Genomic DNA, 21,580 nt, shown 5'->3' on the forward strand with positions numbered 1-21,580 from the left:
ACGGGGGTCGCGGGGTCGGCGGGGGGCTCGGTGAGAGCCCCCCGCCGGACTCCCGTCAGACCTCTTCGACGCTGCTCGGCTCGCGCCGGGACAGGTCGATGCCGAGCTCCTCCGCTGCGCGGAAGACGTCCTCGTCGGTGTCGCGCATCTCGATGGACATGCCGTCCGAGGACAGCACCTCCACGTTGAGGCACAGGGACTGCATTTCCTTGATGAGCACCTTGAAGGACTCAGGAATGCCGGGCTCGGGGATGTTCTCGCCCTTGACGATGGCCTCGTAGACCTTCACGCGGCCGGTCACGTCGTCGGACTTGATCGTCAGCAGCTCCTGGAGGGCGTACGCGGCGCCGTACGCCTCCAGCGCCCACACCTCCATCTCACCGAAGCGCTGGCCACCGAACTGGGCCTTACCACCCAGCGGCTGCTGGGTGATCATCGAGTACGGACCGGTCGACCGGGCGTGGAGCTTGTCGTCGACCAGGTGGTGGAGCTTGAGGATGTACATGTAGCCGACCGAGATCGGCTCCGGGAACGGCTCGCCGGAGCGGCCGTCGAACAGCGGCGCCTTACCGGTCGGGAGCACCATGCGCTCGCCGTCGCGGTTCGGGATCGTGTGGTTGAGCAGACCCGCCAGCTCGTCCTCGCGCGCACCGTCGAACACCGGGGTGGCGACGTTCGTGCCGGGCTCGACCTTGTCGGCCTCGATGGCCTGGAGGCGCTGCGCCCAGTCGTCCGCGAGGCCGGAGACGTCCCAGCCGCGGCTGGCGAGCCAGCCGAGGTGGATCTCCAGGACCTGTCCCGGGTTCATTCGGGACGGCACACCCAGCGGGTTGAGGATGATGTCGACCGGCGTCCCGTCCTCGAGGAACGGCATGTCCTCGATGGGCAGGATCTTGGAGATGACGCCCTTGTTGCCGTGGCGGCCGGCGAGCTTGTCACCGTCCGTGATCTTGCGCTTCTGCGCCACGTAGACGCGGACCAGCTGGTTCACGCCCGGCGGCAGCTCGTCGCCCTCTTCACGGTCGAAGACGCGGACGCCGATGACCTTGCCGATCTCACCGTGCGGCACCTTCAGGGAGGTGTCGCGCACCTCGCGCGCCTTCTCACCGAAGATCGCGCGGAGCAGGCGCTCCTCCGGGGTCAGCTCGGTCTCGCCCTTGGGCGTGACCTTGCCGACGAGGATGTCGCCGGCGACGACCTCGGCACCGATCCGGATGATGCCGCGCTCGTCGAGGTCGGCGAGGACCTCCTCGGAGACGTTCGGGATGTCCCGGGTGATCTCCTCCGGGCCGAGCTTGGTGTCACGGGCGTCGACCTCGTGCTCCTCGATGTGGATCGAGGAGAGGACGTCGTCCTGCACGAGGCGCTGCGACAGGATGATCGCGTCCTCGTAGTTGTGACCCTCCCACGGCATGAACGCGACCAGCAGGTTCTTGCCGAGCGCCATCTCGCCGTTCTCGGTGGCGGGACCGTCGGCCAGGACCTGGCCCTCGATCACGCGGGCGCCCTCGTCCACGACAACCTTCTGGTTGACCGAGGTGCCCTGGTTCGAGCGGGAGAACTTGTGCAGGCGGTACGTGGTGTACGTGCCGTCGTCGTTGGTGATGGTGATGTAGTCCGCGGAGACCTCCTGGACCACACCGTCCTTCTCGGCCTTGAGCACGTCGCCGGCGTCGGTGGCGCAGCGGTACTCCATGCCGGTGCCGACGAGCGGCGCCTCGCTCTTGATGAGCGGGACGGCCTGACGCATCATGTTCGCGCCCATGAGGGCACGGTTGGCGTCGTCGTGCTCGAGGAACGGGATCATGGCGGTCGCGACCGACACCATCTGGCGCGGCGAGACGTCCATGTAGTCGACGTCGTCACCGGGGACGTAGTCGACCTCTCCGCCACGGCGGCGGACCAGGACGCGGGCCTCCTCGAAGCGGAACTCATCGCTCAGCGGCGCGTTGGCCTGGGCGATGACGAACCGGTCCTCTTCGTCGGCGGTGAGGTAGTCGACCTCGTCACCGACGACACCGTCGGTGACCTTGCGGTACGGCGTCTCGATGAAGCCGAACGCGTTGATCCGGCCGTACGAGGCGAGCGAACCGATCAGACCGATGTTCGGGCCTTCGGGCGTCTCGATCGGGCACATGCGGCCGTAGTGCGAGGGGTGCACGTCACGGACCTCGAAGCCGGCCCGCTCACGGGAGAGACCACCCGGGCCCAGGGCGTTGAGACGACGCTTGTGCGTCAGGCCCGAGAGCGGGTTGTTCTGGTCCATGAACTGGGACAGCTGCGACGTACCGAAGAACTCCTTGATCGACGCCACGACCGGGCGAATGTTGATCAGGGTCTGCGGCGTGATCGCCTCGACGTCCTGCGTGGTCATGCGCTCGCGCACGACGCGCTCCATACGGGCGAGACCCGTACGGACCTGGTTCTGGATGAGCTCACCGACGTTACGGATACGGCGGTTGCCGAAGTGGTCGATGTCGTCGGTCTCGACGATGATCGAACGACCGGACTCGCCGACCGTCTCCGTCTCACCGGCGTGCAGCTTCACCAGGTACTTGATCGTGGCGATGATGTCGTCGGTGGTGAGCACGCCGGCGTCCAGCGGCTCGTCCGCGCCGAGCTTCTTGTTCACCTTGTAGCGGCCGACCTTCGCGAGGTCGTAGCGCTTGGGGTTGAAGTAGAGGTTCTCGAGCAGCGTCTGAGCGGCCTCGCGCGTGGGCGGCTCGCCCGGGCGGAGCTTGCGGTAGATGTCGAGCAGCGCGTCGTCCTGGCCCTGGGTGTGGTCCTTCTCCAGGGTGGCGCGCATGGACTCGTACTCGCCGAACTCCTCCAGGATCTGCTCGGTCGTCCAACCGAGCGCCTTGAGCAGGACGGTGACGGACTGCTTGCGCTTGCGGTCGATGCGGACACCGACCATGTCGCGCTTGTCGATCTCCATCTCCAGCCAGGCACCACGCGAGGGGATGACCTTGGCCGAGAAGATGTCCTTGTCGGACGTCTTGTCGATGGAGGAGTCGAAGTAGACACCCGGCGAGCGGACCAGCTGGGACACCACGACACGCTCGGTGCCGTTGATGACGAAGGTGCCCTTGTTGGTCATGAGCGGGAAGTCGCCCATGAAGACCGTCTGGGACTTGATCTCGCCGGTCTCGTTGTTGGTGAACTCGGCGGTGACGAAGAGCGGGGCGGCGAAGGTGAAGTCGCGCTCCTTGCACTCGTCGATCGAGTTCTTCGGAGGCTCGAAGCGGTGGTCGCGGAAGGTCAGAGACATCGACCCGGAGAAGTCCTCGATCGGGGAGATCTCCTCGAAGATCTCCTCCAGACCGGACTTGGTGGGGACGTTCTGTCCGCTTTCGAGAGCCGCCTCGACACGAGCCTTCCACGCGTCATTGCCGAGCAGCCAGTCAAAGCTTTCGGTCTGCAGCGCAAGAAGGTTCGGAACCTCGAGGGGCTCCTTGATCTTTGCAAAGGAGATGCGCAGCGGGGCGGTGCTGGCGCCGTTGTTCGTATTCGCGGTCGAGGCGTTGCGCGAGGCGGCCAAGAGGGGGTCCTTCCGAGGGCTCGGACTCACTACGCGCGTACCGGTCCCAGCCGGGCAGAGCGACAGAGTCGTCCCGGACTCGGCCGGATGGCCAGGTCAGGGCTGATTCAGTCCACTGTGCTCAAGCGAGGGCATGCCCCTGGTGACGGGCAGGGGGCAGCTAACAGGCAGCGCAAAGGGACAGTGTAGCCAGAAGGCCCACTGATGTCCAGTGCGGGTTTTTTGACACCCTCGTTGTTCTCAACCGTCCACCGTCTGCGGCATGCCTTGTGCGCTGAGCGCACCTCTTTACTGCCCTCTTCGTCGCCGATCCATGCCTCGGATCCGGATCGATGTGACGACGCGTCCTGAGAATTGCGCGCTGCGTGCGGTTCGTCAAGGCCCCCTCTTGGCGAACAGGGGCGGCGCAGCCACAACGAAGATCACCATATCCCGCGCCACCGACAGTGCCCAGCACCCTCGGCCTGCGCGCCAGACAACGCCGAAGGGCGACCACCCAGTTGGGTGATCGCCCTTCGGTACCTCGGCGTTACAGCTCCCGGAGGAGCAGTTTCACCGAAAAGGAGTCAGCAGACTCGCAAGGTCACTTGACCTCGACGGAGGCGCCGGCGGCCTTGAGGGACTCGGCGGCCTTCTCGGCGGCGTCCTTGGCGACCTTCTCGAGGACCGGCTTCGGGGTGCCGTCGACGAGGTCCTTGGCCTCCTTGAGGCCCAGGGAGGTGAGCTCGCGCACGACCTTGATGACCTGGATCTTCTTCTCGCCGGCACCGGTGAGGATGACGTCGAACTCGTCCTGCTCGGCCTCGGCCTCGGCCGGGGCGCCGGAGGCGGCGGGACCGGCGACGGCGACGGCCGCGGCGGCGGTGACGTCGAACTTCTCCTCGAACGCCTTCACGAACTCGGAGAGCTCGATGAGGGTCATCTCCTCGAACTGGGCGAGCAGGTCTTCCTGGCTGAGCTTCGCCATGATGGGCGATCCTTCCACTAATTCGGCTGGTGCCGGTGTGTACATGTGAGGCGGGCGTACGTTCGGCCCGCTACGACCCTTCGCCTAGGCGGCGAGGGTCATGACGCGAGCCGAATTACTCGGCACCGCCCTGCTCGGCCTGCTTGACCCGAAGCGCCTCCGCGGTGCGGACGAACTTCGAGGGCAGCGCCTGGAAGAGCTGAGCAGCCTGAGACTGCTTGCCCTTGAAGGCACCGGCAAGCTTGCTGAGCAGAACCTCGCGGGACTCGAGGTCCGCGAGCTTCTTGATCTCGTCGGCGGAGAGCGCCTTGCCGTCAAGGACACCGCCCTTGATGACGAGGTTGGGGTTGTCCTTGGCGAAGTCACGAAGACCCTTCGCCGACTCCACCGGGTCACCGGTGACGAAGGCAACCGCCGTCGGACCCGTGAAGAGGTCGTCCAGCGTGTTGATCCCGGCCTCGTTGGCCGCGATCTTGGTCAGCGTGTTCTTCACCACGGCGTACTCGGAGTTCTCACCGAGCGAACGGCGCAGCTGCTTGAGCTGGGCCACGGTGAGACCCCGGTACTCGGTCAGCACAGCGGCGTTCGAGCTGCGGAACTTGTCCGTGAGCTCGGCTACCGCGGCAGCCTTGTCGGGCGTCGGCATAGAGCGTCGGCCTCCTTCCGGGTGATGAGGACCGCTCAAAAGGAGGCTGGGACGACGAAACGCCCCGGCGCAGGCGCACGGGGCGTGAGCTCGACCGGATCCTTGCGGACTCGGGAGCACTTCCACGAACACCTGCGCGGGTCGTCCGCAAATTCAGCGGATCCTTCGGCCACCGCACTCTCTGACGAGCGCACGGCAACGACCAGCGGTCTTTGGCTTCTGTGGAAGATTACGTGACGAGGACGGCGCGGGGCAAATCCGCTCAGGCGTCGCTGCCGGCGGCCGAACCCAGGCCGGCGCCGCCCGCGCTCTCGCCCAGCGCGCCGCCGATCTTCTTCAGCATCTGCATGAGGTCGAAGGTCTGGCCGGCGGGCGGCACGTCGACCTTGACCGCGGCGCCGTAGTCCGAGTACCGCATCGAGATCTCGGCGGCGCCCTGCGCGCTGTTCATGGTGACGTCCATCCGGACCGGCAGGTCGTCGTCGTTGACCCACAGCTCGGTGTCGTAGTCCTTGAAGCCGGCCTTCTTGACGTTCGCCAGCATCTTGTCGCGCTCGGCCTTGCTGAGGAGCTTCAGCGAGTCGTTCTTCGCCATCATCTCGTCGACGGTCAGCTTGCCCTTGTAGTGCTGGGTCCGCACGCCGTCCATCTCGGCGGAGCCGAGGTGCTTGAGGTTCGGCGAGTCCAGGAGGACCGCGATCTGCTGCGCCGGGTCCTGGTTCATGCTGTCCAGGCTGCCGGTCATCTGGCGGGAGAGCTGGTCGTCGCCGGACCCCTTGGCGGCGGCGCCGAGGTCCATCTTCATCCAGTGCTTGCCGTCCATCTCGGCGGCGGCCTTGGCACCTACGTCCATGTACATGACGTCGTCCTGCCACACCATGCGCATGCTCTTCGGCGCGTCCCGGTCGAGGGAGGAGAAGGCGGAGCCGGACATCGTCATGTCCATCACCGTCGGGTCCCAGCCCATCGTGCCGGACATCTTCATGCTCCCCGCGGCGCCGAGCGCGGCCGGCGTCTTCATCACCATCTCGACCTTGGCGGACTTGGCCTCGGCGGTCTTCTTGTACGCGGCGGTCAGCGCCCGCGTCGCCTGCGTACGCGTCTGCGGGCTCTGGTCGGCCGCCCGGTCCGAGCCGCCCCCACAGGCCACGGCCCCGGTACAGAGCAGCACGGTCGCGGCAGCGGCGCCGACGGTACGTCGTACGACAACGGTCATCTCGATCCCACCCCTAGGAACACCAGTACTCATCGCACGATAACCGACCCCTCGGACATCGGTCCGGGATTACCCGTCGCTTCGTACGTCCGCCAGGTCGACGGTGTCGGGCGCGGGCGGGCGCTCGGCGCCGGCGGCGGTGCCGTAGTCGCGATAGTGGACGGTGCTGGAGAAGTCACCGGCCCGCTGGGTGCGCCGCACCAGCAGATGCCGGTCGTCGATCCAGACGTCGACACGCTGTCCGCCGGCGGTGCCCCGGTAGTGGCGGGTACGCCGGCCGCGCACGCTCTCCTCGCCCACCTCGCGTACGTCCGCCGCGGCGGCGAGCGCCTTGAGGGAACCGGCCGGGTTCGGGTCGCTGTCCGCGTCGTACCGGTGGCGGATCCAGTGCCGGCCGCCCTGCGAGGCGGCGAAGGCGTCGGTCATCCGCGTGTAGTAGGCGTCCGGCAGAAAGCGCGTCTGGGACGGGTCGCCGCCCAGCCTCCGGGTGGAGGCGGCCAGGACGCCGCCGGTGACGCGCACCGTGAGCGTGCCCTCGACCCCGCCGGACCAGCGCAGGGTGCCCGCGCTGCGCGAGGCGAGCCGGTCGCCGGTGTCCATCGTCGCCTCGATCCGCGCCGAGCCCGCCGCGGCCACGCTCCGCTGGGCCGTGCGCAGCGCGTCGACGGCGCCCCGGTCCTTCGCCTGCCCGCCGCACGCCCCGAGCAGCGCGCACACCGCGGCGGCGCCCAGGGCCCGTCGTACGTACGTCAGTGCTGCCATCCGCTCCCCCGGTCGGTCACCGCGACGCTAGCGCAGCACCGCACCCGGACGGAGCGGAAAAGAGGAACGGGCCCCGCACCTCGGAAGGTGCGGGGCCCGTCGCCGACTTCAAGCGAGCTTCTCAGCTCATCCCCGGTCAGACAGCTGCCGGGTCCTCCTCGGTGAGGAGGTTGCGGGTGCGGTTCGGGTCGACCGGAACGCCGGGGCCGATCGTGGTGCTGATCGCGGCCTTCTTGATGTAGCGACCCTTCGCGGCGGACGGCTTGAGACGGAGGATCTCCTCCAGCGCCGCGCCGTAGTTCTCCACCAGCTGGCTGTCGTCGAAGGACGCCTTGCCGATGATGAAGTGCAGGTTCGAGTGCTTGTCGACGCGGAACTCGATCTTGCCGCCCTTGATCTCGTTCACGGCCTTGACCACGTCCGGGGTCACGGTGCCGGTCTTCGGGTTCGGCATGAGGCCACGGGGACCGAGCACGCGGCCCAGACGGCCGACCTTGCCCATGAGGTCCGGGGTGGCGACGACGGCGTCGAACTCGTTCAGGCGGTTGCCCTGCGCGATCTCCGCGATCAGTTCGTCGGAGCCGACGATGTCGGCGCCCGCGGCTTCCGCGGCCGCTGCACGGTCACCGGTCGCGAAGACCAGGACCCGGGCGGTCTTGCCGGTGCCGTGCGGGAGGTTCACGGTGCCACGGACCATCTGGTCGGCCTTGCGCGGGTCAACGCCCAGGCGGAAGGCGACCTCGACGGTGCCGTCGAACTTCGACGTGGAGGTCTCCTTGGCGAGACGGACGGCCTCGAGCGGGGCGTAGAGCTTGTCCGCGTCGATCTTGGCGTCCGCAGCGCGGAGAGACTTGCTGCGCTTGCTCACTTCTGCTCCTGTGTGTTCTGAGGAGTCGTGGTCCGGGCCGAGCAGGCCCTTCCACGGTTCGTCCTACGGGGGTGGGGTCAGCCCTCGACCGTGATGCCCATGGAACGGGCGGTGCCGGCGATGATCTTGGACGCGGCGTCCAGGTCATTGGCGTTGAGGTCGGGCATCTTCGTCGTGGCGATCTCGCGGACCTGCGCGTCGGTGATCTTCGCGACCTTGGTCTTGTGCGGCTCGCCGGAGCCCTTGTCGACACCAGCGGCCTTGAGGATCATCTTCGCGGCCGGCGGGGTCTTGGTGATGAAGGTGAAGGAGCGGTCCTCGTAGACCGTGATCTCCACCGGGATGACCCAGCCACGCTGCGACTCGGTCGCGGCGTTGTAGGCCTTGCAGAACTCCATGATGTTGACGCCGTGCTGGCCCAGCGCGGGACCGACCGGCGGGGCCGGGTTGGCAGCGCCGGCCTGGATCTGGAGCTTGATGAGCCCCGTGACCTTCTTCTTCTTGGGAGGCATGTGCTCTCTCTCCGGGTCTTAGTGAGAGTGTTCAGCCGCCATCGTGGTGAATGATCGTCCGGATCATCCGGATGGAGGCATACCGCACAAAGATAACGGGTATCTATGCGCAGCTAAAAACCGAGCAGGTCAGAGGGGCTTTGAAGAGCCCGTCTGACCTGTTCGGAAGCGTCTGTCCAGAAGGTGCTGGTTGTACTAGTTCTTCTGGATCTGGTCGAAGCTCAGCTCGACCGGGGTCTCGCGGCCGAAGATCTCGACGAGGCCCTTGACCTTCTTCGAGTCGGCGTTGATCTCGTTGATCGTCGCCTGCAGCGTCGCGAAGGGGCCGTCGGTGACGGTGACCGAGTCGCCCACCTCGAAGTCCAGGACCTGGACCTCGACCTTGCGGGACGGAGCCGGCTTGCCCTCGGCCTCGGCGGCCTCGCGGGCGGCCTTCTCCTCGGCCTCCGGGGCGAGCATCTTGACGATCTCGTCCAGGGTCAGCGGGTACGGGTCGTAGGCGTTGCCCACGAAGCCGGTGACACCGGGGGTGTTGCGGACGACGCCCCACGACTCGTTCGTCAGATCCATGCGGACGAGAACGTAACCGGGCAGCTTGTTCTGCCGGACGTTCTTGCGCTCGCCGTTCTTGATCTGGACGATCTCCTCTTCGGGGACCTCGGCCTGGTAGATGAACTCCTCGACGTTCAGCGAGACGGCACGCTGCTCGAGGTTGGCCTTCACGCGCTTCTCGTAGCCCGCGTAGGTGTGGATCACGTACCACTCGCCGGGCAGGCCGCGCAGCTCGTCACGGAGGGCGGCGACCGGGTCGACGGGCTCGGCGACGACGTCCTCGGCCTCGGCCGCGTCGGCCTCGTCCTCGGTGGCGTCGGTGTCCTCGGCGCTGGCGTCGTCAGCGGCGTCGGTCTCGCCGTCGGTGTCGGCCTCGACGGCCGCTTCCTCGGCGGGCTCGCCCGCGGCGCTGTCGGCAGCTTCGGCCTGGTCCGGCTCCTCGGCGTCTGCCGCCTCGACGATGTCGAGCGAGTCCTCAACGGGCTCGACGGGCTCGGTCGCCTCGTTCAGGTTCGGGTCAGACACTGTGGCTGCTTCTTCCTGGATACATAGGGGTGGAACATGCGAAAGGGGCGCCGGTCCCGGCGCCCTCCGCTGTCGGCTCAGCCGAAGACGTACTTGACGAGATGGTTGAACCCATAGTCAATCACGGTCACCAGGCCGATCATGATGACGACGAACACAATCACCACGGTGGTGTACGTGGTGAGCTGGTTGCGAGTCGGCCAGACGACCTTACGGAGCTCCGCGACGATCTGGCGGTAGAAGAGAGCGAGGCGGCCGAAGGGGCCCTTCTTGCCGCGCTTGCCGCCCTTGCGGGCCTTCCTCTTGGACTCCGGCGCCTCATCCTGGGCATCAGGCATGTCGATGGAGCCCACGGCGTCCGTCACTCGTCCTCACCTGATTCCGGGTCGTGGCCGTGCCGCGCCCGGTTGAGCCGCACGGCGGTGCAATGCAGTACGTACAATCCGCACACATCCTGGCGAAGGAGTGTGAGCAGGGCCGGAGGGACTTGAACCCCCAACCGCTGGTTTTGGAGACCAGTGCTCTACCAATTGAGCTACGACCCTTTGTTTCCCCCAACGTACCGCATCCGCCCAGATGCACGGAGTGCGCTTGGAAGGTGCGACCGGTGAAGGCCAACGAGCAGTGAGTGTACGTGCTCCGCGGCCCCTCGTCGAACAGATACGGGCCGCCTGTGGATCAAGGGCGGATCTCATGGTCTGCCAAACCCGTGTGCCAGGCGGGTTTCCGGTCTGGAACGATGGGGTGATGAGCGCTGCAACTCCTTCTCCGTCTGCTGGTTCCTCTCCTACAGAGCGCCGGGTCTCGGCCCGCGTCGGTTCCATCTCCGAGTCCGCGACCCTCGCCGTCGACGCCAAGGCCAAGGCCCTGAAGGCCGCCGGGCGCCCGGTGATCGGCTTCGGCGCCGGTGAACCCGACTTCCCGACGCCCGGCTATGTGGTCGAGGCCGCCATCGAGGCGTGCAAGAACCCGAAGTTCCACCGCTACACGCCGGCCGGCGGCCTGCCCGAGCTGAAGGCAGCGATCGCCGCGAAGACGCTGCGTGACTCCGGCTACGAGGTCGACGCCTCGCAGATCCTGGTGACCAACGGCGGCAAGCAGGCCATCTACGAGGCGTTCGCCGCGATCCTCGACCCGGGTGACGAGGTCATCGTCCCGGCGCCGTACTGGACGACCTACCCGGAGTCGATCCGGCTCGCCGGCGGTGTGCCGGTGGAGGTCGTGGCCGACGAGACGACCGGCTACCGCGTCTCCGTCGAGCAGCTGGAGGCCGCCCGCACCGAGCGCACGAAGGTCGTGCTCTTCGTCTCGCCGTCGAACCCGACGGGCGCGGTGTACAGCGAGGCCGACGCCGAGGCGATCGGCCGCTGGGCCGTGGAGCACGGCCTGTGGGTCATGACGGACGAGATCTACGAGCACCTCGTCTACGGGGACGCGACGTTCACGTCGCTGCCGGCGATCCTCCCGGAGCTGCGCGACAAGTGCATCGTCGTGAACGGTGTCGCGAAGACGTACGCGATGACCGGCTGGCGCGTGGGCTGGATCATCGGCCCCAGGGACGTGGTGAAGGCCGCGACGAACCTCCAGTCGCACGCCACGTCGAACGTCTCCAACGTGGCGCAGGCGGCCGCGCTCGCCGCCGTCTCCGGCGACCTGACGGCCGTCGAGGAGATGCGCGAGGCCTTCGACCGGCGTCGTAAGACGATCGTGCGGATGCTCAACGAGATCGACGGCGTCGTCTGCCCGGAGCCGGAGGGTGCCTTCTACGCGTACCCGTCCGTGAAGGGGCTGCTCGGCAAGGAGATCCGCGGCAAGCGCCCGCAGGACTCCGTCGAACTCGCGGCGCTGATCCTGGAGGAGGCCGAGGTCGCGGTCGTTCCGGGCGAGGCCTTCGGTACCCCGGGTTACCTGCGGCTCTCGTACGCGCTGGGCGACGGGGACCTCGTCGAGGGCGTCTCGCGCATCCAGAAGCTGCTGACCGAGGCGCAGGACTGATCCACTGCCGTACGCCGCGCCGGAACGGGCCGCTTCCTTACGGAGGCGGCCCGTTTCTTCGTTCGGGCGGGGCCCCGAACGAAGACAGGCGCTACCAGTACGACATGTGTGTACGGCAAGATCTTGGGATGGAGCGTGTAGGACGTGACGTACATCAGCTGCCCAAGGCCCATCTGCATCTGCACTTCACCGGGTCGATGCGGCCCACGACCCTGCTCGAACTCGCCGACAAGTACGGCGTGCGGCTGCCCGACGCGCTGACCGGCGCCGAACCGCCGAAGCTGCGGGCCACGGACGAGCGCGGCTGGTTCCGTTTCCAGCGGCTCTACGACGCGGCGCGTTCCTGTCTGCGGGCTCCCGAGGACATTCAGCGCCTGGTACGGGAGGCCGCGGAGGAGGACATCGCGGACGGGTCGGGGTGGCTGGAGATCCAGGTCGACCCGACGTCGTACGCGCCGCGCCTCGGGGGGCTGATCGCCGCGATGGAGGTCATCCTCGACGCCGTCGACCGGGCCTCGCGGGAGACCGGGCTCGGGATGCGCGTCCTGGTCGCCGCCAACCGCATGAAGCACCCGCTGGACGCCCGTACCCTGGCGCGTCTCGCCGTGCGCTACGCGGACCGGGGCATCGTCGGGTTCGGGCTCTCCAACGACGAACGGCGCGGCATGGCGCGCGACTTCGACCGGGCCTTCCACATCGCGCGCGAGGGCGGTCTGCTGTCGGCGCCGCACGGCGGCGAGCTGACCGGTCCGGCGTCCGTGCGGGACTGCCTCGACGATCTGGACGCCACCCGGATCGGGCACGGGGTGCGGGCCGCGGAGGACCCGCGGCTGCTGAAGCGGCTCGCGGACCGCGGGGTGACCTGCGAGGTGTGCCCGGCCTCGAACGTGGCGCTCGGCGTCTACGAGAAGCCCGGTGACGTGCCGCTGCGCACCCTCTTCGAGGCCGGGGTGCCGATGGCGCTGGGCGCCGACGACCCGCTGCTGTTCGGCTCGCGCCTGGCCGCGCAGTACGACATCGCGCGCCGCCACCACGGTTTCTCCGACGCCGAACTCGCCGAGCTGGCGCGGCAGTCCGTGCGCGGCTCGGCCGCGCCCGTGGAGGTCAAGGAGAAGCTGCTCGGCGGGGTGGACGAGTGGCTGGCCGGGTGAGCGCTACGGCTCCTGCGGGGGCGGTGTGATCCCGGAGGCCAGCATCCGGACCGCGACCGGAAGCAGCTGCCGCTCGAACATGGCGCCGCGCAGATGGTCCGGTACGACGTCGCCGTTGACCGCGAACGTGGGCGTTCCGCGGGCTCCGTCCCGCTCGTAGGCCGCCTGCGACGCGGTCACGAAGTCGCGGTACTTCATGGTCCGCACCGCCGTGTCGAACTCCTTGCCGCGCAGCCCCGGTACGCGGGACGCCATGCGCAGCAGGAAGGCGTCGGTGTAGCCGTCGACGGCCTCTTCGGGCTGGTGGGCGAAGAGGACGTCGTGGAACTCGATGAACTTGTCCTGTGCCAGGGCGGCCCGCAGGGCGTTGGCGGCGCGCTTGGAGCCGCCGCCGCCCAAGCGGTCGTCGAGGAAGGAGGCCAGGGTGTACTCGGTCCTGACCTCGCCCTTCAGTGCGAGCGCGCGCAGGGCCGCGCCGCCGCCCTCGACCTCGTACTCCTCGCACACGGGGCAGCGCAGGTCTTCGTAGAGGCGCACGCGTGTATCGGCCGACGGCGAGCCGACCACGACCGTGGTGCCGTCGGAGTCCAGTCGCTCGGGCAGCCGGCCGACGGTGGCGTAGGCGCTCTGGCCGTCGGTTGCGGCCGCGCTGTCGTCCCCGGTGGGGGCCGCCCGGCTGCATCCGGCCGTCGCGACCATGGCCACCAGCACCGCGCCCGCCGCGGACACGGCCGTCCGGCGTACCGCTGCACGCATCGAAGATCCCTCCCCCTGGAACGAGGAGACTTTATGCGATGCCGGTGAGGAGCGTGCGGGCGATGCGGGTCGCAAACATGTCCACGGACTCCGGCGGCTTGCCGTCCGGGGACATCTCGTAGGCGAAGGCGCGCTGCGCGCAGGCTCCCAGGAGGAGGGAGGCGGCCGCATACGTGTCGGCTTCGGCATGGATGCGGCCCGCGCGCTGTTCGGCGCGCAAGTAGGCGTCGAGCCCTTGGATCGGCCGGTGCGGTCCGGTGCCCAGCTCACGCATGACGTCTTCATGGCGCCGTTTCAGCTGGGGCTCCGCATACAGGGACGCGGCCATCGGGAACGTCTGCTCATAGAAGAGGGCCGCTTCCCGCGCGATGTCGGTGAGGTTCTCCTCGACGGTGCGGTCGGGGTCCTCCGCGCTTTCGGTGAGCAGCCGGCCGAAGAGCGAGCCGAGCTTCGGCAGCCGCTCGCGGAGCACGGTGACGAACAGCTCTTCCTTGTTGGCGAAGTACTTGTAGAGCGCCGCTTCCGAGCACCCGGCGGCCAGGGCGATCTGCTTGGTGGTGGTGCGGACGAGGCCGATGTCCCGCATGAGGTCGTGGGCCGCTTCGATGATGCGGACACGGGCCGGTCTCTGGTCCATGCGGCCTCCAACATGCTTGACGCGGGGGTGAGTACTCACTCACTCTAAGGGCGAGAGCTGGTGAGTGAATACTCACCCACCGGCGGTCGCACTCTGGGGGTAGACCATGAAGCTCACGGTTTTCGGTGCCACGGGCGGCATCGGGCAGGAGATCGTCCGGCAGGCCCTGGCGGCCGGCCACGACGTCACGGCGGTGGTGCGGGACCCGGCGCGGTTCACGGTCGCCGGCGGGGGCCTGGAGGTGTTCCGCGGCGACCTGGCGGACCCCGCGTCGCTGCGTCCGGCGGTCGCGGGCCGCGACGCCGTGCTCTCCGGACTCGGCGCCCGCAAGCGCGCGGACGCGGGGATCGCGACGGAGCTGACCCGTTCGGTCCTGAAGGCGATGGAGGCGGAGGGCGTGCGCCGGCTCGTGGTGGTCAGCGCGGCGCCCGTCGGCCCGCAGCCCGCGCACCAGCCGCTGCGGGACCGCGCGGCGATGAAGGTGGTCGACGCGCTCCTGAAGAACATCTACGTCGATCTGGCCGCCATGGAGGCGGAGCTGGCGCGCAGCGCCACCGACTGGACCTCGGTGCGCCCGCCGCGGCTGCAGGACAAGCCGCTGTCGGGCTCCTACCGGAAGGTCGTGGGCGGGTTCCCGCGCTCGGGCCGCTTCATCTCCCGCGCGGACGTGGCGCACGCGATGCTGGCCATGGTGGACGACCCGGCGACGGTCAAGCAGGGCGTCGGGGTCGCCTACTAGGCGCTGTCACGCCGCCGGGGCTTCTCAGAGGTGGGCGCCGACGGTGACCGGCTCGTTGACCAGGGTCACGCCGAAGGCGTCCCGGACGCCCGCCACGACCTCGCGGGCCAGGGCGAGCAGGTCCTCGGTGGTGGCCGCGCCGCGGTTGGTCAGGGCGAGGGTGTGCTTGGTGGAGATGCGGGCCGGGCCGGTCCCGTACCCCTTGGTGAAGCCCGCCTTGTCGATGAGCCAGGCCGCCGAGGTCTTCGTGAGCCCCTCGCCCGCCGGGAACGCGGGCGCCGTCGCGTCGGGGCCGAGCCGCTCGGCCACGCGGGCGCGGAAGGCGGCGAACTCCGCCTCCGTGAGGATCGGGTTGGTGAAGAACGAGCCGGCCGACCAGGTGTCGTGGTCCTCGGGGTCGAGCACCATGCCCTTGCCCGCGCGCAGCTTCAGGACGGTCTCGCGCGCGGTCGCGGCGGGCACCCGGTCCCCGGCCTCGACACCGAGGGTGCGGGCGGTCTCCGGGTACTTGATGGGCGCGCTCAGACCGCCCGCGTCCTCCAGCTCGAAGCGCACACGCAGCACCACGTAGCGGTCGGGTTCGGCCTTGAAGCGGCTGTGGCGGTACGAGAAGGCGCAGTCGGCGTTGGCCAGCGTCAGCGTCTCGCCGGTGGTGCGGTCATAGGCGACCACGTCGGTGATCGTGGCGGAGACCTCCTGGCCGTACGCCCCCACGTTCTGGATCGGCGTCGCGCCGGCCGAGCCGGGGATGCCGGCGAGGCACTCGATGCCCGCGAGCCCCGCCTCGACGGTGCGCTCCACGGCGTCGGTCCAGACCTCGCCGGCCGCCAGCTCCAGCTTCGTGCCGTCGAGGGTGCAGCCCTTGGTGGCGATGCGCAGGGCGGTGCCCGCGAAGCCCTGGTCGCCGATGACGAGGTTGCTGCCGCCGCCGATGATCAGCAGCGGGGTGCCGGCGGCGTCGGCCTCGCGCACGGCGTCGATCACGTCCGCGTCGGTCGTGGCGGTCAGCAGCCGGGTGGCGGGACCGCCGAGCCGGAAGGTGGTCAGGGGGGCGAGGGGAGCGTCGTGGAGTTCCTGCACGCGCCCCAGGGTACGAGAACGGCCCCGCCGCTCGGACGGGGCCGTCCCCGGGCCCGGAGGCACGGGCGGTGGGCCGGGGGTCACGGGAAGCGCCGCATGGCGTCCTTCCAGCCGACCGGCAGCTCCTCGGCCGATGCCTGCCACGTGCGGTAGGTGACGGACCGCATCTGCCCGCGCAGTCCGGCCGCGACGGGCCCGTGCGGCGCGCGGGCGGCGAAGTCCTTCAGCGCCTGGGGCGACTCCCAGGCGGAGAGGGTCCAGAACGTGCGCTTCAGGGGCTGCGCCTTCAGGCTCGCCCCGTAGGCGCCGGGGGCGCGGCTCACCTGGCGCCAGACCGTGGGCGTATGGAAGAAGAAGTACAGGGCGCCCCACAGGGTGCGGGTCTCGAAGCGGGAGGCGAAGACGGTGGCCTTCGCGCGCGCGGGTGGGGTGTTCGGCACGGTCCAGGGCAAGGTCGGCACGAGTGGTCCCTTTCAGTGCGCACGGGTGTCAGGTCGGGTGCGTACGGATGTCAGGCGTTTTCCAGGACGAGAGCCGGTTCGACGTCCGGCTCCGCCTCTGTGGTGGTCCGTCGCGGGATGCAGAGCGTGGCGGCACCGGCGACGGCGACCGCCGCGGCCCCCACCCACAAGGCGGGCCGTATGCCGTCCACGAAGTGCTGCGCGGAGTCGTAGGCGCCCTGCGCCGCGAAGATCGAGGACATCACCGCGATGCCGAGGGCGCCGCCGACCTCGCGCAGGGCGTTGTTGGAACCGGAGGCGATGCCCTGCTCGTGCGGCCGGACGCTGGACATGACCAGGTGGGAGGCGGGCGCGAAGTACAGGGACATCCCGACGCCGCTGATGATGAGCGCGGGCAGCTGGGCGGTGTAGGAGACGTCGGTCGCGACCGTCAGGGCGTAGTACGCGAGCCCGAGGGCCTGGAGGAACAGGCCGCTGGCGACGACCGGGCGGCCGCCGATCCGGTCGGCGAGGTATCCGGCGACCGGCGCGATGAGCATCGGCATCCCGGTCCACGGCAGCATCCGCAGGCCCGCCTCGGTCGGCGAGTAGCCGAGCACGCCCTGCATGAACTGGCTGAGCAGGAAGATCGACCCGAACATGCCGAGGAACATCAGCAGGCTCGCGGCGTTGATGCCGGCGAAGGCGCGGGAGCGGAACAGCCGCATGGGAAGCATGGGGTTCTTGCCGTGGATGCCGTGGCGGACGAATCCGGCCAGCAGCGCGCTCCCGGCGAAGAGGCCCATCAGGACGACCGGGCTGCTCCATCCGTCGCGGGGCGCCCGCACCAGGGCGTACACGATGCCGAAGAGGCCGCCGCTGGCGAGCAGGGTGCCGACGACGTCCAGGCGCGCGCCGGAGCCGTAGGACTCGCTCAGGCGCAGCCGGGCGAGGGGCAGCAGCGCGAGGCCCAGCGGAACGTTCAGCCAGAAGATCCAGTGCCAGGAGACGTGCTCGGTGAGGCTGCCGCCGATGAGCGGTCCGGAGGCGACGGCGAGGCCGTTGACCGCGCCCCAGATGCCGTACGCCATCCCGCGCCTGGCCGCCGGGACGGCCGCGGTCAGCAGGGTCAGCGTCAGCGGCATCATGATCGCGGCGCCGACGCCCTGGACCGCGCGGGCCGCGATGAGCGGCTCGATACCGGTGGCGAGGGCCGCGGCGGCCGAGGCCCCGGTGAACACGGTCAGGCCGACCAGGAAGAGGCGCCTGCGGCCGAACCGGTCGCCGAGCGCCGCGCCGAACATCAGCAGCACGGCGAAGGTGAGCGTGTAGGCGCTGACCGTCCACTCCAGGTCGTCGAGGGCGCCGCCGAGGTCCGTGCGGATGGAGGGCAGGGCGGTGGTGACGACGAGGTTGTCGAGCGCCGCCATGAAGCCGGCGACGCTGGTGATGACGAGGGCCCATACGGCTCCCCCGCGCGGTGCGGACGGGTGTGGCTGTGCTGCTGACATCGGTTCCCCCAGCGATCGATGGTTAGTTATTGATGACTAACTTCTCTGGCCGAGCAGATGCGCACCGTGGTGGTGCGCGGGTTCACTTCCCCGGCTGCACCGACTCGTAGAAGCCGGTCCAGACCCGGTGGTCGGGCGGGAAGCCCATGGAGACCAGGACATTGACGAGCATGCCGTAGGCGAGGAACTGGGTGGTGTCACCGACGTCCGCCCCCAGCGCGAGGCGGGTGGTGTCGTACATCTCCATCCAGCCGGCCCGCAGCGTCTCTCCGAACTCCCGGTCCCCCCCGGCCTCCGCCGAGGCCACGGCGACGTACATCTGCATCTGCATGAGCAGCACTTCGGGCTCGTCGGCGATGAGCGCCTGGTACGCCGCCCCCATCGCGTGCAGGGCGGCTTCACCTTCGAGCCCCTCGGACGCCGTGCGGAACACCTCGGTGGTCCGTTCGCAACAGCGCCAGGCCGCCGCGAGGAAGATGGCCTCCTTGTCCGGGAAGAGCCGGAAGAGGTAGGGCTGCGACACCCCGACGCGCTTGGCGATCGCCTCGGTGGACGTCCCCTTGTAGCCACCGCGGGCAAATTCGATCATCGCCGCACGAATGACGCTCTCGCGCCGCTCCTCGGCACTCATCCTGACCATGCGGCTAAGTTAGTGGCCAATCACTACCTGGGTCAAGGGGCCGCGTGCACTCTGACGAGTGTGCGCAAGAGCACACGTAAGGGGCGTCCTCCGGGAGGACGCCCCTTACTCTCTGCTACGTAGCGGCCGGTCGGCCCCTGCTAAGCGAGCTGCACGACCGCCCGCGACATTCCGAGGACCTTCTGGCCCGCGCTCATGGCGGTCAGGTCGACCCGGACGCGGTTGTCGTCGAGCTTGGCCGCGACCTTGGCACTGACCGCGATCTCGGCGCCCTTGTCGTCGTTCGGGACGACGACCGGCTTGGTGAAGCGCACACCGTACTCGACGACGGCGGCCGGGTCGCCGGTCCAGTCGGTGACGACGCGGATCGCCTCGGCCATGGTGAACATGCCGTGCGCGATCACGTCCGGCAGGCCGACCTCGACGGCGAACTTCTCGTTCCAGTGGATCGGGTTGAAGTCACCGGAGGCGCCCGCGTACTGGACGAGGGTGGCGCGGGTCACGGGGAAGGTCTGCGCCGGCAGCTCGGTGCCGACCTCGACGTCCGCGTACTTGATGGTCGTCGCCATGGTCAGGCCCCCTCAGCGGCGCGCGAGACGAGTTTGGTCCAGGCGGTCACGACGTGCTCGCCCGCCTCGTCGTGGACCTCGCCGCGGACGTCGATGATGTCGTTGCCCGCGAGGGACTTGATGCCCTCGATCGTCGAGGTGACCGTCAACTTGTCGCCCGCGCGCACCGGGCGCGTATAGGCGAACTTCTGGTCGCCGTGGACGACGCGGCTGTAGTCGAGCCCCAGCTCCGGGTCGTGCACGACGTCGCCGGCGGCCTTGAAGGAGATCGCGAAGACGAAGGTGGGCGGGGCGATCACGTCCACGTGGCCGAGTCGCTGGGCGGCCTCGCGGTCGACGTAGGCGGGGTTGGCGTCCCCCACGGCCTCGGCGAACTCACGGATCTTCTCCCGGCCGACCTCGTACGGGGCGGTGGGCGGGTAGGTCCGCCCCACGAAGGACTGGTCGAGCGCCATGGACTCGGCACCTCCTGGGTGTGTCAACGACTCGAGGCCGCCCCCTTACGGGGACGGCCTCGAGTACAAGCCTGATTTATCGCGTTTCGCGGTGCGCGGTGTGCGCGTTGCAACGCGGGCAGTGCTTCTTCATCTCCAGTCGGTCCGGGTCGTTACGCCGGTTCTTCTTGGTGATGTAGTTCCGCTCCTTGCACTCCACGCAGGCCAGCGTGATCTTCGGGCGGACGTCTGTGGCAGCCACGTGAGTGCTCCTTGACGAACGGATGGGACAGGTTCAACGCATAAAAGAGTAGCCGACCGAAGGACAGACCCCACAATCGGCTACTGTCAGTAGCGGTGACCGGACTTGAACCGGTGACACAGCGATTATGAGCCGCTTGCTCTACCGACTGAGCTACACCGCTGTGATGCGATGACCCCTCACCCGGAGGTGAGGGAACTTCACACCAGAGCCCCAATGCGGAATCGAACCGCAGACCTTCTCCTTACCATGGAGACGCTCTACCGACTGAGCTATTGGGGCGAGCGATGAAGACATTACACGGTTGCGCGCCGACGCCCAAATCCGTTTGGGGTCCGTGACGCGGCCGCCTCACGGACCCCATCTGTACGACTAATTCGGCCTCCGTGAAGCTCCCTCGCCGCCGTCCTAGGCTCGTCCCACCCCTGCGTGATCTTGCCCGCAGCACGAGTCCGACGAGCCCTCTGGAGCGCGATGCCCGACACCCCGCCTCAGCAGCCCCCCTCCCCCGGCTCCCCCGGCTCTCCAGGCGACGCGCCCGACGGCTCCGGCCTGTTGCTGTGCGGCGCCCGGCTCGCCGACGGCAGGACCGTGGACGTGCGGCTGGGCGGCGGGCGCATCGAGGCGGTCGGCACGGTCGGCAGCCTGACCGCCCGCACCGCGCGCGTGGACCTCTCCGGCTACCTCCTGCTGCCCGCCCCCGCCGAGCCGCACGCCCACGGCGACACGGCCCTGTCCGCCGACTGCGACGGACCCGTCTCCTACGACGCCGGGGACGTCCAGCGGCGCGCCACCGAGTCCGCGCTGCTGCAACTCGGGCACGGTGCCACCGCGTTGCGCTCCCATGTGCGGATCGGCGACATGGAGGGGCTCGGTTCGATGGAGGCCGCCCTGAAGGCGCGGCGTTCGCTGGTGGGGCTCGCGGATCTGCGGACGGTGGCGATGCCCCGGTTGCTGACCGGCCTCGCCGGGGCGGACGGGCTCGCGATGTTGCGGGACGCGGTGAAGATGGGCGCATCCGTAGTAGGCGGTTGCCCCGACCTGGACCCCGACCCGACCGGTTACGTAGAGGCGGTACTTGAGGTCGCCGCCGAGCACGGCTGCCCGGTGGACCTGCACACGGACGGGGCCGACCCGGTACGGCTCGGCCGGCTCGCGGCGGCCGCGGCCGGGCTGCGTTCCGGGGTCGTCGTGGGACCTCTGGGCGGCCTCGCGCGGGTGCAGGGCGAGGCGGCGCGACGCACCGTGGACCGGCTCGCCTCGGCCGGGGTGATGGCCGTGTGCCTGCCGCAGAGCGGCTGCGCGGGGGTGGACAGCCGGGACGTCGCGCCGGTCCGCCTGCTGCGCGCGGCCGGGGTGCGCGTGGCGGCGGGCAGCGGGGCCCTGCGGGACCTGTCGAACCCGGTGGGCCGGGGCGACCCTCTGGAGGCCGCCTACCTGCTGGCCTCCCGTCACGGGCTACGGGCCGAGGACGCGTACGAAGCGGTGAGTTCGGCGGCCAGGGCGGCGATGGGGCTGCCGGAGGTGCGCCTGGAGGCGGGCTTCCCCGCGGAGCTGCTCGCGGTACGCGGCGAACGGCTGTCCGCCGCGTTGTCGCTCGCCTACAGCCGCATCGTCGTGCACCGGGGGCGGGTGGTGGCGCGGACCAGCGCCGTACGGGAGTACTGCGACTCCGCGGCCGCCGTGGCGCTCGATCTGCCCCGGCAAGGAAGGACGGCCAAGTACGAGGGAGGCGGCCCGGCTTAGCGCGCCACATGTACGGGCGGGGCGAGACGGG

22 protein-coding genes and 3 tRNA genes are annotated in these 21,580 nt (G+C 69.3%); 4 read left to right on the plus strand and 21 right to left on the minus strand.

The window, feature by feature from the left end; translation table 11 throughout:
* Positions 1-55: 55 nt before the first annotated feature.
* From rpoB to ABZY33_RS11390, 10 genes are all read right to left on the minus strand, one after another.
* Positions 56-3,541 (minus strand): DNA-directed RNA polymerase subunit beta, encoded by a 3,486-nt coding sequence (gene rpoB / locus ABZY33_RS11345; RefSeq protein WP_356491280.1) that lies wholly within the window; start codon positions 3,539-3,541, stop codon positions 56-58.
* 583 nt (positions 3,542-4,124) lie between these two features.
* Entirely contained in the window at positions 4,125-4,508 is a 384-nt protein-coding gene (rplL, locus tag ABZY33_RS11350) for a 50S ribosomal protein L7/L12 (RefSeq protein ID WP_356491281.1), read from the minus strand.
* A 115-nt stretch (positions 4,509-4,623) separates the two neighbouring features.
* Complete coding sequence (gene rplJ, locus ABZY33_RS11355) at positions 4,624-5,154, minus strand: 50S ribosomal protein L10 (protein WP_356491282.1); 531 nt, start codon at positions 5,152-5,154, stop codon at positions 4,624-4,626.
* 262 nt (positions 5,155-5,416) lie between these two features.
* On the minus strand, positions 5,417-6,370 hold the full coding sequence (locus ABZY33_RS11360; protein WP_356491283.1) for a hypothetical protein: 954 nt from the start codon (positions 6,368-6,370) through the stop codon (positions 5,417-5,419).
* A gap of 69 nt (positions 6,371-6,439) precedes the next feature.
* Positions 6,440-7,132: a hypothetical protein gene (locus tag ABZY33_RS11365; RefSeq protein ID WP_356491284.1), complete on the minus strand. Its 693-nt coding sequence runs from the start codon at positions 7,130-7,132 to the stop codon at positions 6,440-6,442.
* A 136-nt stretch (positions 7,133-7,268) separates the two neighbouring features.
* Positions 7,269-8,000: a 50S ribosomal protein L1 gene (rplA, locus tag ABZY33_RS11370; RefSeq protein WP_356491285.1), complete on the minus strand. Its 732-nt coding sequence runs from the start codon at positions 7,998-8,000 to the stop codon at positions 7,269-7,271.
* Between the two features lie 77 nt (positions 8,001-8,077).
* The gene (gene rplK, locus ABZY33_RS11375) at positions 8,078-8,512 is read right to left on the minus strand and encodes a 50S ribosomal protein L11 (protein ID WP_356491286.1); all 435 of its coding nucleotides are present in this window, start codon (positions 8,510-8,512) and stop codon (positions 8,078-8,080) included.
* A 195-nt stretch (positions 8,513-8,707) separates the two neighbouring features.
* Complete coding sequence (gene nusG / locus ABZY33_RS11380) at positions 8,708-9,589, minus strand: transcription termination/antitermination protein NusG (protein WP_356491287.1); 882 nt, start codon at positions 9,587-9,589, stop codon at positions 8,708-8,710.
* 77 nt (positions 9,590-9,666) lie between these two features.
* On the minus strand, positions 9,667-9,954 hold the full coding sequence (gene secE, locus ABZY33_RS11385; protein ID WP_356491288.1) for a preprotein translocase subunit SecE: 288 nt from the start codon (positions 9,952-9,954) through the stop codon (positions 9,667-9,669).
* A 107-nt stretch (positions 9,955-10,061) separates the two neighbouring features.
* A tRNA-Trp gene (locus ABZY33_RS11390) sits at positions 10,062-10,134 on the minus strand.
* 202 nt (positions 10,135-10,336) lie between these two features.
* On the opposite strand from ABZY33_RS11390, the gene ABZY33_RS11395 reads away from it, so the two are divergent.
* Both ABZY33_RS11395 and ABZY33_RS11400 read left to right on the plus strand, forming a co-directional pair.
* Positions 10,337-11,584 carry a pyridoxal phosphate-dependent aminotransferase gene (locus ABZY33_RS11395; protein WP_356491289.1) on the plus strand — a complete coding sequence of 416 codons (1,248 nt, stop codon included), beginning with the start codon at positions 10,337-10,339 and terminating at the stop codon, positions 11,582-11,584.
* A 128-nt stretch (positions 11,585-11,712) separates the two neighbouring features.
* Positions 11,713-12,735, plus strand: coding sequence for an adenosine deaminase (locus tag ABZY33_RS11400; RefSeq protein WP_356491290.1), 1,023 nt, complete (start codon positions 11,713-11,715; stop codon positions 12,733-12,735).
* Between the two features lie 3 nt (positions 12,736-12,738).
* Here ABZY33_RS11400 and ABZY33_RS11405 read toward each other — a convergent pair whose 3' ends face one another.
* Together ABZY33_RS11405 and ABZY33_RS11410 are read right to left on the minus strand one after the other, a co-directional pair.
* A complete protein-coding gene (locus tag ABZY33_RS11405; protein ID WP_356491291.1) occupies positions 12,739-13,491 on the minus strand; it encodes a thioredoxin domain-containing protein in 753 nt (250 codons plus the stop codon).
* Between the two features lie 31 nt (positions 13,492-13,522).
* Entirely contained in the window at positions 13,523-14,128 is a 606-nt protein-coding gene (locus ABZY33_RS11410; protein ID WP_356491292.1) for a helix-turn-helix domain-containing protein, read from the minus strand.
* Positions 14,129-14,234: 106 nt separating this feature from the next.
* Here ABZY33_RS11410 and ABZY33_RS11415 point away from each other — a divergent pair, with 106 nt between their 5' ends.
* On the plus strand, positions 14,235-14,867 hold the full coding sequence (locus ABZY33_RS11415; protein ID WP_356491293.1) for an NAD(P)H-binding protein: 633 nt from the start codon (positions 14,235-14,237) through the stop codon (positions 14,865-14,867).
* 24 nt (positions 14,868-14,891) lie between these two features.
* Here ABZY33_RS11415 and ABZY33_RS11420 read toward each other — a convergent pair whose 3' ends face one another.
* The 9 genes from ABZY33_RS11420 to ABZY33_RS11460 form a co-directional block, all read right to left on the minus strand.
* Positions 14,892-15,956: a UDP-N-acetylmuramate dehydrogenase gene (locus ABZY33_RS11420; protein WP_356491365.1), complete on the minus strand. Its 1,065-nt coding sequence runs from the start codon at positions 15,954-15,956 to the stop codon at positions 14,892-14,894.
* A 71-nt stretch (positions 15,957-16,027) separates the two neighbouring features.
* Complete coding sequence (locus ABZY33_RS11425; protein ID WP_356491294.1) at positions 16,028-16,408, minus strand: DUF3291 domain-containing protein; 381 nt, start codon at positions 16,406-16,408, stop codon at positions 16,028-16,030.
* 50 nt (positions 16,409-16,458) lie between these two features.
* Positions 16,459-17,898: an MFS transporter gene (locus ABZY33_RS11430; protein WP_356491295.1), complete on the minus strand. Its 1,440-nt coding sequence runs from the start codon at positions 17,896-17,898 to the stop codon at positions 16,459-16,461.
* Positions 17,899-17,980: 82 nt separating this feature from the next.
* Positions 17,981-18,538: a helix-turn-helix domain-containing protein gene (locus tag ABZY33_RS11435; RefSeq protein ID WP_356491296.1), complete on the minus strand. Its 558-nt coding sequence runs from the start codon at positions 18,536-18,538 to the stop codon at positions 17,981-17,983.
* Positions 18,539-18,678: 140 nt separating this feature from the next.
* Positions 18,679-19,107, minus strand: coding sequence for a MaoC family dehydratase (locus tag ABZY33_RS11440; protein WP_356491297.1), 429 nt, complete (start codon positions 19,105-19,107; stop codon positions 18,679-18,681).
* 2 nt (positions 19,108-19,109) lie between these two features.
* Positions 19,110-19,562: a MaoC family dehydratase N-terminal domain-containing protein gene (locus ABZY33_RS11445; protein WP_356491298.1), complete on the minus strand. Its 453-nt coding sequence runs from the start codon at positions 19,560-19,562 to the stop codon at positions 19,110-19,112.
* 76 nt (positions 19,563-19,638) lie between these two features.
* Positions 19,639-19,803 carry a 50S ribosomal protein L33 gene (gene rpmG / locus ABZY33_RS11450; protein WP_004571794.1) on the minus strand — a complete coding sequence of 55 codons (165 nt, stop codon included), beginning with the start codon at positions 19,801-19,803 and terminating at the stop codon, positions 19,639-19,641.
* 90 nt (positions 19,804-19,893) lie between these two features.
* Positions 19,894-19,966: transfer RNA gene (locus ABZY33_RS11455), tRNA-Met, on the minus strand.
* A 46-nt stretch (positions 19,967-20,012) separates the two neighbouring features.
* A tRNA-Thr gene (locus ABZY33_RS11460) sits at positions 20,013-20,085 on the minus strand.
* 192 nt (positions 20,086-20,277) lie between these two features.
* Between ABZY33_RS11460 and ABZY33_RS11465 the strand changes: the two genes are divergently transcribed.
* Positions 20,278-21,549 carry an amidohydrolase family protein gene (locus ABZY33_RS11465; RefSeq protein ID WP_356491299.1) on the plus strand — a complete coding sequence of 424 codons (1,272 nt, stop codon included), beginning with the start codon at positions 20,278-20,280 and terminating at the stop codon, positions 21,547-21,549.
* Positions 21,550-21,580: the final 31 nt, after the last annotated feature.

Origin of the sequence: Streptomyces sp. NPDC006552, from assembly GCF_040611655.1 — a bacterium.
GTDB lineage: Bacteria > Actinomycetota > Actinomycetes > Streptomycetales > Streptomycetaceae > Streptomyces.

Coding starts and splice junctions, on each gene's coding strand:
- ABZY33_RS11415 (WP_356491293.1), top strand. CDS start 14,235: ATGAAGCTCACGGTTTTCGGTGCCACGGGCGGCATCGGGCAGGAGATC.
- ABZY33_RS11395 (WP_356491289.1), top strand. CDS start 10,337: ATGAGCGCTGCAACTCCTTCTCCGTCTGCTGGTTCCTCTCCTACAGAG.
- ABZY33_RS11400 (WP_356491290.1), top strand. CDS start 11,713: ATGGAGCGTGTAGGACGTGACGTACATCAGCTGCCCAAGGCCCATCTG.
- rplL (WP_356491281.1), bottom strand. CDS start 4,508: ATGGCGAAGCTCAGCCAGGAAGACCTGCTCGCCCAGTTCGAGGAGATG.
- rplJ (WP_356491282.1), bottom strand. CDS start 5,154: ATGCCGACGCCCGACAAGGCTGCCGCGGTAGCCGAGCTCACGGACAAG.
- ABZY33_RS11430 (WP_356491295.1), bottom strand. CDS start 17,898: ATGTCAGCAGCACAGCCACACCCGTCCGCACCGCGCGGGGGAGCCGTA.
- ABZY33_RS11465 (WP_356491299.1), top strand. CDS start 20,278: ATGCCCGACACCCCGCCTCAGCAGCCCCCCTCCCCCGGCTCCCCCGGC.
- ABZY33_RS11440 (WP_356491297.1), bottom strand. CDS start 19,107: ATGGCGACGACCATCAAGTACGCGGACGTCGAGGTCGGCACCGAGCTG.
- ABZY33_RS11360 (WP_356491283.1), bottom strand. CDS start 6,370: ATGACCGTTGTCGTACGACGTACCGTCGGCGCCGCTGCCGCGACCGTG.
- ABZY33_RS11410 (WP_356491292.1), bottom strand. CDS start 14,128: ATGGACCAGAGACCGGCCCGTGTCCGCATCATCGAAGCGGCCCACGAC.
- ABZY33_RS11435 (WP_356491296.1), bottom strand. CDS start 18,538: ATGGTCAGGATGAGTGCCGAGGAGCGGCGCGAGAGCGTCATTCGTGCG.
- ABZY33_RS11365 (WP_356491284.1), bottom strand. CDS start 7,132: ATGGCAGCACTGACGTACGTACGACGGGCCCTGGGCGCCGCCGCGGTG.
- ABZY33_RS11445 (WP_356491298.1), bottom strand. CDS start 19,562: ATGGCGCTCGACCAGTCCTTCGTGGGGCGGACCTACCCGCCCACCGCC.
- rplK (WP_356491286.1), bottom strand. CDS start 8,512: ATGCCTCCCAAGAAGAAGAAGGTCACGGGGCTCATCAAGCTCCAGATC.
- ABZY33_RS11405 (WP_356491291.1), bottom strand. CDS start 13,491: ATGCGTGCAGCGGTACGCCGGACGGCCGTGTCCGCGGCGGGCGCGGTG.